This window comes from Lactococcus petauri (genome assembly GCF_023499275.1).
GTDB classification, from domain to species: domain Bacteria; phylum Bacillota; class Bacilli; order Lactobacillales; family Streptococcaceae; genus Lactococcus; species Lactococcus petauri.
In genome coordinates this window covers 1,607,874-1,620,836 of sequence record NZ_CP094882.1, presented here as the reverse complement: position 1 = coordinate 1,620,836, position 12,963 = coordinate 1,607,874, and the positions used below count along the sequence as shown (strand labels likewise).

Below are 12,963 nucleotides of genomic sequence, written 5' to 3'. Positions count from 1 at the left end.
GCCAAAGGCAAGCAATTTTCCACGGTCGTACTGCCCTCACAAACGGTAGTGCGTGACAGCAGTTTCCACTTATTGAGGAGCTGTTCTTCTCTATTTGGATTTAATGCGTGCAGTAGCGTAAGCATAGCTCCGTGCGAAGCGTAAGGAGTGAGCGTGCGAATGCACGGAGTGGTGGCGTAAGCCGCCACTCGATAAACCCCCAGAGTGCTAATGAGGGGGGTAAGAAGTGACACTACCTTAACAATCCCAGTAAACAAGCGAGTTTAGCAGGTGTCACCTGTTAAATTATAAGGAGGTTTAATGTTTGAAGAAATTCTTAAAGAATTGAGAAACAACCGAGGTTTAACTCAGTTTGAAGTAGCCAAAGGTTTGGGGGTTACACAACCTACTTATCAGCAATGGGAAACTGGCAAACGTTCACCTACTAGCGAAACATTATTAAAACTTGCAGCCTATTTTGGAGTTACAACTGATAGTTTATTAGGTAGAACAGGCTATGATTTTCTAAAACTTATTGATTTTCTCAACATACTTACTTCAAGAAATGAAAATCTTGATGTAAAGATTTATTGTTTTGAACCTGATATTGAAATTAAACCCTCAACTTTTAAAGAGGGTAAATTATTATTCAGTACCTTTGACCTTTGTTTAAAAGATGATTATTGGCTTGGGTTTAAAAACTTAAAAGATGATATTATCTCTGAAACTTGGATATGGCATAATCGTGAAGTTGTTCTTGTAGATACATATCCTCGTAACCGTATGAATGGTGAGTGGTGGTTGATTGCAATTAGATAGTGATTAAATAAATTTTATTAGAAGGAGGTCGACAAAAATTGATGTAAAATCTGTAAGGAAAGGTGCTCATGTTACACAACAATTTATGTCTGATGTTCTTGGTATTTCTTTGAGCTATTATAGAAAAATCGAGAAAGGGATTAAACCTCTTACTCCTGAATTAAAGGAAAAGATAAAAAAGGCTTTCTTTAAAAGATTTGATAGTCACTACAAAATTATTGCAACGATTGACTATGTGAATATTCGATTCCAAACTTTAAAAGTCAATGAAGTGATAAAAGAAGTTTTGGGTTTAAAAATCGAAAACTTTCACTTGAATGATATGAAACGTTACAATTATCCCTTCTTTCTTAATTATGGGCATATCAATGTTTATTATCATGATAAAGACCCTAAAGCAGGTGTCTTGATTGAAATGAGTGGTCAAGCGTGCCGTGAATTAGAATATGAGTTCGAAAATCACCAAAATAAGAAAACATGGTATGACTTCTTTTCAAATGCTATTGATTATGGATTAAGAAAAGCGCCTGAAAATGAAAATTTTGTAAAAGTAACACGTTTTGACTTGGCACTTGATGAACAGTATAACGAAAAAGAAGGAAACTTCGATTTGTTTAGCTTATTGAGTGCCGCACGTGATGGACGGTGGAACGGTCGTAAAAAAAGTTATGTGGCTATTTTGGGAGGAAGAAGAACTGCAGAGGGATTAGTCAATGATGGCTTATCTCTTTATTTTGGTTCAAAACGCACACACTTATTTTTTCGTTTCTATGAAAAAGATTATGAACGTGCAGAACAAGAAAAAGTTTCAGTTGAATCTGTTCGAGATCTCTACGGTTTAAAAAATCGTTATGAAATAGTCATGCGTAAAGAAATTTCTAATGCTTTTGTGGAGCGTTTCGTCAATGAAAATTTTAATTTTGCGGAAGAAGGGGTTAAGTTGATTAATGATAACTTGACCTTTTATGATAAAGAAGGCAATTTGGATATGGACTGGTATAAGTTGATGGGAACAATGAATGCTTATCACTTTACTGTGCAGCCTGAAGAACCTGATGTCAATAGTATGTTTCATTGGTTTGAAAATGGTGGACCTGCTTCAACATATTTATTATTGAGTAAATATGATGAAATGATGGGAGATAGTCGTTTACAAGAAATCATAGAATCTGCGGAAATAACAGAAAGAAATGAAAAAATACTGGAACAACTCGAACTTATCAAAGGAGGTTAGCCATAGAAACTAATTTGAAACATTTTCACAAAATGCAGGAAAAGCGGCTTTCAAATCATGCAAGATTGCTGAAGATAACTTTAAGCAGTTATACATTTGATAAAGAAAAGTATGATAATAAAGTTCATGATTCTTTGTACTTTCAACTTACAGATGAAGAATCGGCTCTAAAAACATTAGATGAAGTAGGTTTAATGTTTCCTCATGAAGCGCAACTTTCAAGAAAAAGTTATTATGAAAAACATAAAAATCAAAAAATAGGAACATTGCCCTATGGTTATAGGTTAGCTATTTATTTTTTAATTGACAATGGTTATGCGGAAGAAGTTTTATAGAAAAATTAACAAATTACAAAATTTGCTAATAAATGTATGTTACAATTAAGGAAACTATATAGATTGGAAACGGTATAATGAAACGTAAAGTATTATCCATAATTGGTTTTATTGCCATTTTGGTAAGTATCATAACTATTTCTTGGAATCAAAAGGCATATGCACTTGAAAATAATGAATCTTCAGTGACTACAAGGTTTGTAGATTATGAGAAATTAAATAGCCTAGAACAAAATCAGGTAAAGAAAGGTAAAATTGATCATATTGTACAACATGACAATGAGACATTTACTCTTGTTTATAAGAAAGTCGTGCCCAAAAGTGAGGTGGTTATTCCACCCTCTTCATCAAAAACCCCTATCTCAAGTTCAGTAATTTCTTCGGATGTTGAATCATCTAATGCTTCACTCCCTAAAACAGGAGAAAATTCTGGAAAATTATTGTTAGTCGTTGGGATATTTAGTGCCCTTGCCGCAAGTTTTCTGCTATATAAGTCAAAACGTGTGAAGAATCTTATTTTATTGCTACTTGCAGCTGGAAGTATTGGAGGAATAAATAAGGCTTCGGCTGAAACGGTTGGCAGTTTGCCTGACACGAAAGTAATGATTTATTCATTCGGCAGTGTATATTCTGAGGAAATTCCTGAAGTGTCAGGATATGAGTATATGGGATATATTCATGAATTTAAGGATAATCCTAAGCCGATAGAAAAAGGTAATATTACTGTTCAATTTTTAGATGAACAAGGTAAAGAATTAGCAGATACCGAAACTTTGACGGGAGATATTGGAACAGAGTATAAAACTTCTCCAAAAAATATTGAGGGATATTCTTTAATAGTTACACCATCTAATACTAATGGTAAGTTTGAAAGTACAACACAAACTGTTAAATATATTTATAAAGCTATTGATCAGAGTGCAACAATTGTAGTTAGATTTGTAGATGAGTCTGGAAATGAATTTTCTATTCCTGATTTAACAAATAAAGGTTATACAAAAGCATATAAACCAGAAGGATTAGTACCTGTTACGGATGATGAAATTTCAAAATATACGGTGGAATTAGATTATGATGGTCATATTTATCACCAAGGTGATGTTATGAATGATGTAACTATTCAAGCAAAAATAGGTGATACATACTCATTCCCAGATATGATTAAATTAGTAATAAAAGACGAAAATGGGAATAAGGTAAACGGGTTACTTGCCCCTCAACCTGATGGAGCAATGTCAGGAATTGAACACTGGCGTAATTATGACGTTCCTGTAAATTCGAGTGGTACAGTTATGGATAAGAAAGTAGTTGTTACTTATGTTATTAAAGGCTATGGCGTCATGATAGCGGCTCCTTAATTAAATAATAAAAAAAGTAGGTAGGTATCTGCTTTTTTTATATATAAAATCTCTTATATGTAAAAAGAGTAAAGCTGAATAGAGAAAAATAGCTTTTCAAAAAATAACATTCAAAGTTGGAGAATAGATATTCTCTATTTTTTATTTAGAACGGAGGTCAAAGTGTTATTTTATCAGAGAAAGAATATACGGAATTAATGGAAAAAATTCAAGCTGGAGAAGAATTGACTGATCGAGAATATCGTTTAATATTTTCTAGTTTGGATAAACGCCTAGGTTACAATGCAGACGGTTCAAGCCGTATTATAGAAGTTTTTGCGGAACGTTGGACTGCTGAAATTTTTGGATAAACATTTTTTATTGAATAGTTTCAGATGTGTGAAGGCAAAATCAGAGGAGGGAAAAAATAGAAAGAGTAGGAAAACAATATGCCAACACTATCACAAGAAATTAAATTACTTCAAACAGAAGTAAACGACATTGAAGCGCTCTTTGCTGCAGGAAACGATTTTCAAGAAGCAGCTCAAAAGCTTAAAGGAAAAGGTAAAGTTTTACGAACAGTAGAAAATGACACAACAATTTTGGACGATACAATTGAAATTATTGCAAATCGTACAAATGATGTTATTAAAAACTTGGTTAAAGCTTCATCATCTTATAATTTTTCAAAAAAATCTTTCAATGAATTGAAAGCAAAACTTGAAGATGTACAAGCGCAAGCTCGCCGTAGCGCAAAATAAAAAAACAGCGGAAATAGTATAAAAAATGGGTGGGATTTTGCTTTCACACATTTGAAATTATATTAAAAAAGTACCGTTAAACCCTGTATTTACAAGGGGGGAATGGTATAATAGTTATATAAATAAAGCCGAGCAATAATAGCTTCTCGAAGGTGTGGATTTGGGCAAAAACACCGTTTATTTTCAATAAAAAATGAAAATGGAGAAACTCTGATGAAATTAAACAAAAAACAAACTATTGTAGGTGTTAGCTTGGCAATTCTTTTGCTTAGTGGTGTTGCAGGTGCTACATATTCTTATAATGTTAAAGCTGAAAAGGCTAAACAAGTCCAACAGGAGAAAGAGAAAAAACAAGCGATTGAAAATGCAAAACAAGCAGATAAAGAGTTATTAATAAAAGCTAAAGCAGCTCTTTCAGAAGCACAAAAAAATCCTAGTGCAAATAAATTAGAACTTGCGAAAAAAGCTATCTCTCAGGTAAAAGATGATAAAGCAGCTCAACAATTGACGAAAGAATTAGACGGCATTAAAAATCGTGTAAAACTTGAAACTGAAGCTAAAAAAGCAGTCGCAGGTTATCAAAAAAATGCTACCAATGCAGATAAATTGAAAAAAGCACAAACTGCTGTATCAAAATTAACTTCTGATTATAGCAAGACTTTAAAAGCAAAATTGACAAAAGATATTGCAGCTTTAAAAGTACAGGCAGATAAAGCTAAAAAAGCAGAAGCAGCTAAGGTTGCAGCTTCTGATGTAAAATCAGTCGATAATTCTAACAAGGCAACAAAAACTAATAATTCAGAAGTAAATCAATCACAAGCTGAAAATTCAGTTGTGACTGATCCTGCCCCAGTAAATAATGGTGCAGCTACAAATGATAATGTTAATGCTTATCAACCTACACCTCAAACTCCACAAGCTCCTGCAGGGGGTGGAAGTGTTAATACTTCAAATCCTAACCCACCAAGCACAGGTGGCGGTAATACAGTTACTCCTCCAACAGGAGGAGGGAACTCAGGCGGTAATGGCAATACAGGTGGAAATAATGGGGGTGGAACTGTAACTCCTCCTCCGGCAGAGACATTTACTGGTTGGGTAAGAAATAAAGAAGGACAAATTGTTTGGTCACAGGGAGGATTTAGTTCTTTAGCAGAAGCAGGTCGTGCAGCTGCAGATTGGCTTAATGCTAATGCAACAAGTGGTGGATGGTCTGCTGGTGCATATTAATTAATAAAAAAATAAAGCGGTACTTTCTTATGAAACTGCCGTTTTTTTATATTCAGCCCTCAATCAAGGCATAAAAAGGATTTTAGAATGGGGGAGATAATAATTTAATAACTAATATAAAGCGTGAAAAGCACGCTTTTTTGTTTTGCTCAGAATTAAAAAGAAAAATAGGAGAAAGTGATGTCGAAATTCAAAAAGAAAAAATTACAAAAAGCTCTCACAGAAGAAAAAAATACGCGTTTCCGTATGCATAAAAGAGGGAAACATATGATCACAATGTCTATGCTCGTACTCACTGTAGGTGGTTCTCTCGCAGGTCTTGCACAAGCAGATGTTTTAAATATTAGTCCATTTTCAAGCCCTGCACGTTCAATCTCACTTCCCGATAAAGGGCCAGTTAACTATAAGTTTTCAGGTACTGGTACGGTCAAATGGTCGAACGGTCATGAAGCTTCCGCAAACTTTATGGAAGTTAATGGTGCAACGACATTCTGTTTAGAGCCTTTTGTGGATGTCTTTAATGGCGCTTATGCGACTAAAGCAGGTCAAAGTGAAGCAGTCTATAAGTTATGGAATGAGATGACAGAGTACCAACGCAATCTCATTAATAACATTACTTACATTGGTGAAGTGAATAATGCGGAAGCAGACAAAAACATTAACCTTGCGACACAGTTTGCCATGTGGTTAGTTGAAGCAGGTCAAAATGAAGTTTCGGGACTACTTCCAAAAGTTTCAGAAGTTGATACTTCAAAATTGAACAACGTTGTTGGTGGGCATAAAATTACAGGTTTAGAGTCCACAGGTGCGGATATTAATAAAGTCATTGGACATGCGACAGTAATTCTTAAGCAAGCAGTCGCAAGCTCTAAAAATCCAGATTTTAACCCTAATCCTTTAACCGTTATTGCAGGGTCAAGTGCCACTGCCACGGATAAGGCAGGAGTTATTGCAGGAAATGCAGGTGGATATGGACTTCCATTTGACAATATCAATCCAAGTGAGGGATTAATTGCTCAACGCAAAGGAAATACTCTTGAGGTTTCAGCTACTCCAAAAGCAATTGGTAAAGAAGGTAGTGTAGAAATGTGGAATAATATCAATAGAGATTTCCAACCGAGTTACATTTACGGTACAATCAATCCTGACGGAAAAGTAGGACAAACACTTTTTGCCACATCTGACCCAGCAACTTTGGAAGGAAATTTAAAAGTTAAAACTATTGGTCTTGGTGAAGCAACACTTCTCAAACAAGATGCCGATACAGGCTCTACTGAAACACAAGGTGCAGGTCATCTTGAAAATTCTGAATGGGGGCTTTTCTATAAATCAAGTGGAAAACCTGTCACTTGGAAAGATGGCAATGAAGGCTATCCTATTACAGCAGTCGCAGGCGAAAAAGTCGCAGGGGATAATATTGTCCTTCGTATGACAGATGTTTCTAAAGGGGTAAAACTTAAAAATCTGAACTTCTCAGATAAAGTCTACTGGCAAGAAACAAAAGCTCCTGAAGGCTATGAACTGTCAACGAAAAAATATGATGTTGAATTTGATGAAAAAGACAAATACAACTCAGACACAAAAAACTATGTTGAAGAAGCCACAGCCAAAGACCGTGTAGGTAAGTTTGGTGTGGTTTGGTCAAAAGCACAAGATGTCAATGGTTCACTTACTGGATTGAATGGTGCAGTCTTTGAAGCCAAATCAATCAATGATACAAAAGGTGAGCCTGTAAGAGTGACTTCTAAAGCAGTCACTGACCCTAGCACAGGGATTACAACCAATGGTGTCGTAGATTTCAAAGATTTACTTACTTTTGGGGATTATGAGTTTACAGAAGTTGAAACACCAGATGGTTTACAACCTATCAATCCATTTACGGTTACGCATACAACAAATCGTGATAAGGACGGTAACATTACAAGTTATACGTTTGTCTTTAAAGATACAGTCACAGGACAAATTATCTCTACAAATGATATTGATGTGTCACACATGACAGATAACAATATCATGTTCAACTTGAACCTTGGTACGTTTACAGACAAGCCAGAAGAAAAACCAACACCAACCATTACGACTACTGCTAAGGATAAAGTAGATGGTGATAAGACACTTGGTGTAGGGCAAGCACAAGTGACAGATATGGCGCAAATGTCAAACCTTCCTGCTTCTAAAGAACTCAACCTCAAAGGGAAAGTCGTTTACAAAGATTCAGGTAAAGAAGTAAAAGATGATAAAGGTAAAGCTATTACTGCAGAAAAGAAATTTACAACGGACGAAAACGGTAGTGCCACAGTTCAGTTGGATTTCCCAGTCATTAACACGGTGAAAGACCAGAACAAAGACTATACTGTGACTGAACTTGTCACAGATGAAGAAGGAAACAAGGTCGTTGAAGAAAACAACTACAAAGACAATCCTTCTCAAACGGTTAAGGTAGATGAAGCAGACAGTCATACGGAAGTTCAGGATAAGGAAATTACACCTGAAACAACGACTGTAATCGACAAATTCTTCTATGAAGGATTGGTTAAAGGCGATACTTACACGGTTAAAATCACACAAGCTTATGACCATAACTTGAAAAAAGTAATTGATGTAGACGGTAGTTTGACATTCAAAGCCGAAGATACTTCAGGTACGGTAGAAGTTCCTGTCAAAGTAGATGCGAAGAAATATGCAGGGCATAAGATTACCTTCTATGAGGACGCATGGCATGGTGAGAAACCAAATGAAGAAGAGCCACCACTGATTTCTCACCATAACAAAGATGATGAAAAGGAAACCTTTACGGTGAAGAAGCCTGAAACGCCTAAAAAAGAAACACCAAAAACTCCAGACACTCCAAAGAGTATTCTCCCTTCAACAGGTGAAGAAAAAGCCCTTTGGAGTATTGCAGGACTTGGAATGCTTCTTTTAGGTTTAGCTGTTTGGCAAGGTGAAAAAATCAAAGGTCTTTTTAACAAAAAATAAAAATAATAAATATTGACCATTGAAAGCAGTGAGTGAGTGACAAACTATTTAAAAAGTCAAATATAAAACACAACATACAAAGATTTCAAGTTTTTGTGTGTTGTTTCAATAAAAAAAACAAGAGTCAACAAAATATTAATTTTATTGACTCTTGTTTATATTTGTTTTCATAATGTAATCCTAGTATATCATACTTCCATGATAAAATATAGAGGTCCTATTTTTTATAGTAATGTGTTTTAAGACGATGAAAAATAATGGAAATGCCTTAATAGTAGACTATAAATGTGTTGAGTGTAGAAAAAATTAATATTTTATCTACACTCAGTTATTTATAAGTTATACATAATTGATTAAAAATAAGGAATATGTGATGAAAAAAAATAAAGCTATATCATATTTTATGTGTTCGCTCCTACTTGTTGGATCTTTAAATAATTCAATTTCAGTTTTAGCTTCTGAGGTGACACAACTTCAACCAGAATATAAAGGTGAAGAGGAATCAAAAAATCCTATAGTGTCACAAATTGGAGATTCTCATTCTCAAGATTCGAAATCATTAGGGGTTTTAAATCAATTAATACCGAATAATAATGAAGCTGTAACTGATATTAGCACGCAGCTAGGGATTAGCCCTACAGATTCAGTTACTCAAGAACAACTAGATACGATTAAGGAACTAAAAGCTAATGCTAGTGGATGGGATGGGTTTCAACACTTAACGAATTTAACAAAATTAAATTTAGTTAGTGGTAATGGTACCCCAAGCAAAGATGTACAATTTTTACTTCCTTTAACTTCTTTAACGACACTTAGTTATTCTGGATATTCGACCATTCCCAATAGCGAAAGCGACTCTGCTGTTGATATGAGCCCATTTGGTATATTGACAAGCATAAATCAAATCGAGTTTTTAGAAGGCATTAGCTCTTTGAAAGGGAGATATTCTTACTATTATCAAAATATTCCCAATCCTTTTATTGGTATAAAAGGAGAGAGAGTACCCATGCCAGAAACAGACTTTGCTCCTAACATTTTTGAATATGAATCTGCCATTGATACCTTTAAAACGAAGGTAGAAGATGGTCGAGAACAGATAGTAAGTGCTGGTTTTGCTTATACACCTTTTGGTGATCCATTAACTTCTGTTAGTGAGGGAATCACCTATAAATTTTTAAGAGTAAGTTTTTCACCATATGTTTATGGTAATTTAGTTATCACTTCTTTACCAGAAATAGATTATGATGTGAATAGCAGTGTATCCGAGTCTCAATTTTTAGCAGATATTAATGCTAAATTTTCTCCTTCAGGTGCTGTTCCAGGTGTATCTTTGAGTAGTAATTTTTCGGAAACAGTCGATTTAACAAAACCAGGATCTTATAAAGTTATGTTGAATACCATTCTGCCTGATACTATTGATTCCAGAGCTAAAGCTGCTCCTGTAGAAGTAACAGTAAATGTAAAAAATACTTCTATCAAAGCAGAGGATGTGACTGTCAGATATGTAGATGAAGATGGGAAACCAATTCCCAATGTTTCTGCTCAAACTATTAGTGGTAACGTAGGAGATTCTTATGATGCTACTACGGACGTCTATAAGTTATCAATTGATGGCTACACTTTAGACGAAAGCAAGCTCCCAGCTAATGGAAAAGGGAGTCTGTCAGATAAAGCCCAAACGGTTACTTATGTTTATAAACAAACTAAAGATCAATCTACAGTTACTGTACATGATTCAGAGTTAATAGTTGGCGATACATGGGAACCAGAAGATAACTTTGACAGTGCCACAGATTATGATGGGAATGCAGTTCCTTTTTCACACATCACTGTTGACGGAAGTGTCGATACTTCTAAAGTAGGAACTTATAAAATAACTTACTCAAGAATACTTCCGTCTTTCTTTTCTGCTGAAAACCAAGGAGAATATTCTGCTGTAGCCACAATTACTGTAAAAGATGCTCAACCTGTAAAAGGTGGAGATGTTACTGCAAAATATATCGATACAGATGGAAATAAGATTTCAGACGATATTGTAAAAACAGGTAGTGTCGGTGAAACTTACAAAACAGAACAGAAAGCTATTGATGGGTATACTTTCAAAGAAGTTCAAGGCAATATGTCTGGTCAATTTACAGATCAAGCTCAAACAGTCACTTATGTGTATACTAAGAATGAAATTCCTAATATAACTGGAACAGTCCTTGTTAAGTATGTGGATACAGATGGGAACAAGATTTCAGAAGATATTGTGAAATCAGGAACTGTTGGAGAAGGCTATAGCACTGAAAAGAAAGCTATTGAGGGATATACTTTCAAAGAGGTTCAAGGTAATACAACTGGTCAATTCACAGAACAAGTTCAAACTGTAACTTACGTATATACTAAAAATAGAGTAAACTCAGAACCGAAACCTGAGAATAAACAAAGTTCAAATGATAAAAACAACAACCAAGGAACAATATCTTCAACACAACATGGTTTACCTGAAACAGGGGAGAATGAAAGAATGACGATGATGAGTATCATCTTAGGACTAATTCTTTTAGCTCTAGGAGCAGTCGTTTGGATTTTCCGCTTTAAGAAATTAAATAAATAATACCAAAAAGAAGTTATGAGTTATAACTTCTTTTTCTTTATCAAAAAACGAAAAACTATATTAAAGTCAAGAATAAGGTGACTTTAGGATAAATTATTTAATAATTTGTTGAAGTTACGAAAAAAAATCTTGCAAAATGCAAGTTTGAAAAATTATTCAGTGTGGTGGGAGGGGGGAATAAATAAAATGGAGGTGAAACTTGAAAATTATTCATCTAGCAAGAGATTTAAAGGTAGAGCCAGAAGCTCTTCTTTTTCTTGCACAGAGTAACGGTATTGAGGCTCAATCAATAGCTAAAAGTATAACTTCTGAGGAAGCAGAAATTTTGATTAATGCTTTTGAAGAACAAGAACATAGTAAAGCCGTAGCTCAAAAGGAAAATGTTGATAATATTTCTTCTAAGGTATCATTATTAGGGGAAATAGAGAAAAGTCAAAGGGAAATTGAAACAGATAAGGCTGTTTCCAAAGACAAAAAGCCCTTGCGTAAAGGAACTTCTTTATTTGAGAATTCTAAAAAGGAGAAGTCTTCTCCAAAAATTAAAACTCGGAAGAAGTTCAGTCTTTATCAAAATAAAAAAATATCTCCTAAAATGACTATTTGGCTAGTGAGAGGTTTTCTTCTATTTATTTTTTCGCTCACGGCACTATTTTCTGTGCTTGTTTTAAGTGGATATAAACCAGTCCATGAGATTAAAACAGTAGATATGGCAGAAAAAAGTAAGTATGAAAGCAGTGTTGACTTTAAGGCAAAACTATTTCTTGATAACTTTGTGAAAACCTATTTTGAATATCCTGAAAATAAAGAGAGTCAAAAAGTTTATGCAACAAAAATATCAAATTTTTACGGTAGTGAATATCAAGGCGATTTAGCCAAACGAAAAGCTTCTCGATTTGTGAACAGTACACTACTTTCTTTAGACAAGGAGAAGGCAACCTATTTAGTGACCTATGAAACAGGCTCAAAGAAATCTAAAAATCTTCAAAAGAAAACAGTACAAACTACAGTTTATTTTGAGAAAAAAGATAAGGGCTATGTCATTGTAGGAGAGCCTTTTATTCAAAATGAACAGTCTATATATGGTAAACAAAATGTAAAAAGAGAGTTTCTTGCTAGCGATCAGTTGCCGACAGAAGACAAGAAAAATTTAGACCGCTTTGTACAAGGTCTTTTTACAGCTTATACCACTAATCAGAGTGCTTTAGAAAACATATCATCAGGTTTAACTTATAACTCTGCTGAAAAGTTTAGTAAGGTAACGTACAGCTATTATCAAAAACAAGATAATGGCACATATAAAGCTTATGTTCAAGCTGTTTTCAAATCAGAAATGGGTGAATATAAACAGGAGTTTGCGTTTAATATCAAGCAAAATGACAACACATATTTTGCTACTGATTTTAAATATAATATTCCAGCAAATTATGCTGACTAAAAAGAAAGGGAGATACGGAAGTATCTTAGGTGAAAAACATGGGTTTTCAAAGTTTATGGGAGTGGTTATGGACAAACCTCTTTCAGTGGGCAATTATTGCTTTGGTTGTAGGTTTCATGATTAAAGAAATCAAATCGCAAGCATGGGGAAAAATGATTGGTGTTCTTATTATTGGCGGTATCATTTGGGCAGTAGGTACAGGGCCAACCAACGTTCTTAACCAAATTTCTAATGTTGTGAATATGGTCTTCGGAGGTTAAT

The 12,963-nt window shown here is 34.5% G+C and carries 11 protein-coding genes; all 11 read left to right on the top strand.

Features of this window, described 5'->3' with window-relative positions; translation table 11 throughout:
- The first annotated feature begins 300 nt into the window (after positions 1 to 300).
- The 11 genes from lgb_RS07850 (at position 301) to lgb_RS07800 (ending at position 12,962) form a co-directional block, all read left to right on the top strand.
- Positions 301 to 798, top strand: a complete 498-nt coding sequence (locus lgb_RS07850) for a helix-turn-helix domain-containing protein (protein ID WP_064305331.1) — start codon at positions 301 to 303, stop codon at positions 796 to 798.
- Between the two features lie 7 nt (positions 799 to 805).
- The gene (locus lgb_RS07845) at positions 806 to 2,032 is read left to right on the top strand and encodes a replication initiation factor domain-containing protein (protein WP_308339612.1); all 1,227 of its coding nucleotides are present in this window, start codon (positions 806 to 808) and stop codon (positions 2,030 to 2,032) included.
- A 32-nt stretch (positions 2,033 to 2,064) separates the two neighbouring features.
- Positions 2,065 to 2,367, top strand: coding sequence for a hypothetical protein (locus lgb_RS07840; protein ID WP_035005056.1), 303 nt, complete (start codon positions 2,065 to 2,067; stop codon positions 2,365 to 2,367).
- A 77-nt stretch (positions 2,368 to 2,444) separates the two neighbouring features.
- Positions 2,445 to 3,725: a MucBP domain-containing protein gene (locus lgb_RS07835; protein ID WP_019293441.1), complete on the top strand. Its 1,281-nt coding sequence runs from the start codon at positions 2,445 to 2,447 to the stop codon at positions 3,723 to 3,725.
- Between the two features lie 197 nt (positions 3,726 to 3,922).
- Positions 3,923 to 4,075 (top strand): hypothetical protein, encoded by a 153-nt coding sequence (locus lgb_RS07830; RefSeq protein WP_019293440.1) that lies wholly within the window; start codon positions 3,923 to 3,925, stop codon positions 4,073 to 4,075.
- A 78-nt stretch (positions 4,076 to 4,153) separates the two neighbouring features.
- A complete protein-coding gene (locus lgb_RS07825) occupies positions 4,154 to 4,465 on the top strand; it encodes a hypothetical protein (protein WP_019293439.1) in 312 nt (103 codons plus the stop codon).
- Between the two features lie 213 nt (positions 4,466 to 4,678).
- On the top strand, positions 4,679 to 5,692 hold the full coding sequence (locus lgb_RS07820) for a hypothetical protein (RefSeq protein ID WP_019293438.1): 1,014 nt from the start codon (positions 4,679 to 4,681) through the stop codon (positions 5,690 to 5,692).
- Between the two features lie 180 nt (positions 5,693 to 5,872).
- Complete coding sequence (locus lgb_RS07815; RefSeq protein ID WP_019293437.1) at positions 5,873 to 8,668, top strand: VaFE repeat-containing surface-anchored protein; 2,796 nt, start codon at positions 5,873 to 5,875, stop codon at positions 8,666 to 8,668.
- A 463-nt stretch (positions 8,669 to 9,131) separates the two neighbouring features.
- The gene (locus tag lgb_RS07810) at positions 9,132 to 11,267 is read left to right on the top strand and encodes a MucBP domain-containing protein (protein WP_249663200.1); all 2,136 of its coding nucleotides are present in this window, start codon (positions 9,132 to 9,134) and stop codon (positions 11,265 to 11,267) included.
- Between the two features lie 199 nt (positions 11,268 to 11,466).
- Positions 11,467 to 12,702 (top strand): conjugal transfer protein, encoded by a 1,236-nt coding sequence (locus lgb_RS07805; protein ID WP_019293386.1) that lies wholly within the window; start codon positions 11,467 to 11,469, stop codon positions 12,700 to 12,702.
- Between the two features lie 38 nt (positions 12,703 to 12,740).
- Positions 12,741 to 12,962, top strand: coding sequence for a TcpD family membrane protein (locus lgb_RS07800; RefSeq protein ID WP_019291537.1), 222 nt, complete (start codon positions 12,741 to 12,743; stop codon positions 12,960 to 12,962).
- Position 12,963: the final 1 nt, after the last annotated feature.

Bases quoted from the DNA above. Each gene is read 5' to 3' on its own strand.
- lgb_RS07820 (WP_019293438.1), top strand. From the start codon at position 4,679: ATGAAATTAAACAAAAAACAAACTATTGTAGGTGTTAGCTTGGCAATT.
- lgb_RS07835 (WP_019293441.1), top strand. From the start codon at position 2,445: ATGAAACGTAAAGTATTATCCATAATTGGTTTTATTGCCATTTTGGTA.
- lgb_RS07815 (WP_019293437.1), top strand. From the start codon at position 5,873: ATGTCGAAATTCAAAAAGAAAAAATTACAAAAAGCTCTCACAGAAGAA.
- lgb_RS07825 (WP_019293439.1), top strand. From the start codon at position 4,154: ATGCCAACACTATCACAAGAAATTAAATTACTTCAAACAGAAGTAAAC.
- lgb_RS07840 (WP_035005056.1), top strand. From the start codon at position 2,065: ATGCAGGAAAAGCGGCTTTCAAATCATGCAAGATTGCTGAAGATAACT.
- lgb_RS07830 (WP_019293440.1), top strand. From the start codon at position 3,923: ATGGAAAAAATTCAAGCTGGAGAAGAATTGACTGATCGAGAATATCGT.
- lgb_RS07850 (WP_064305331.1), top strand. From the start codon at position 301: ATGTTTGAAGAAATTCTTAAAGAATTGAGAAACAACCGAGGTTTAACT.
- lgb_RS07800 (WP_019291537.1), top strand. From the start codon at position 12,741: ATGGGTTTTCAAAGTTTATGGGAGTGGTTATGGACAAACCTCTTTCAG.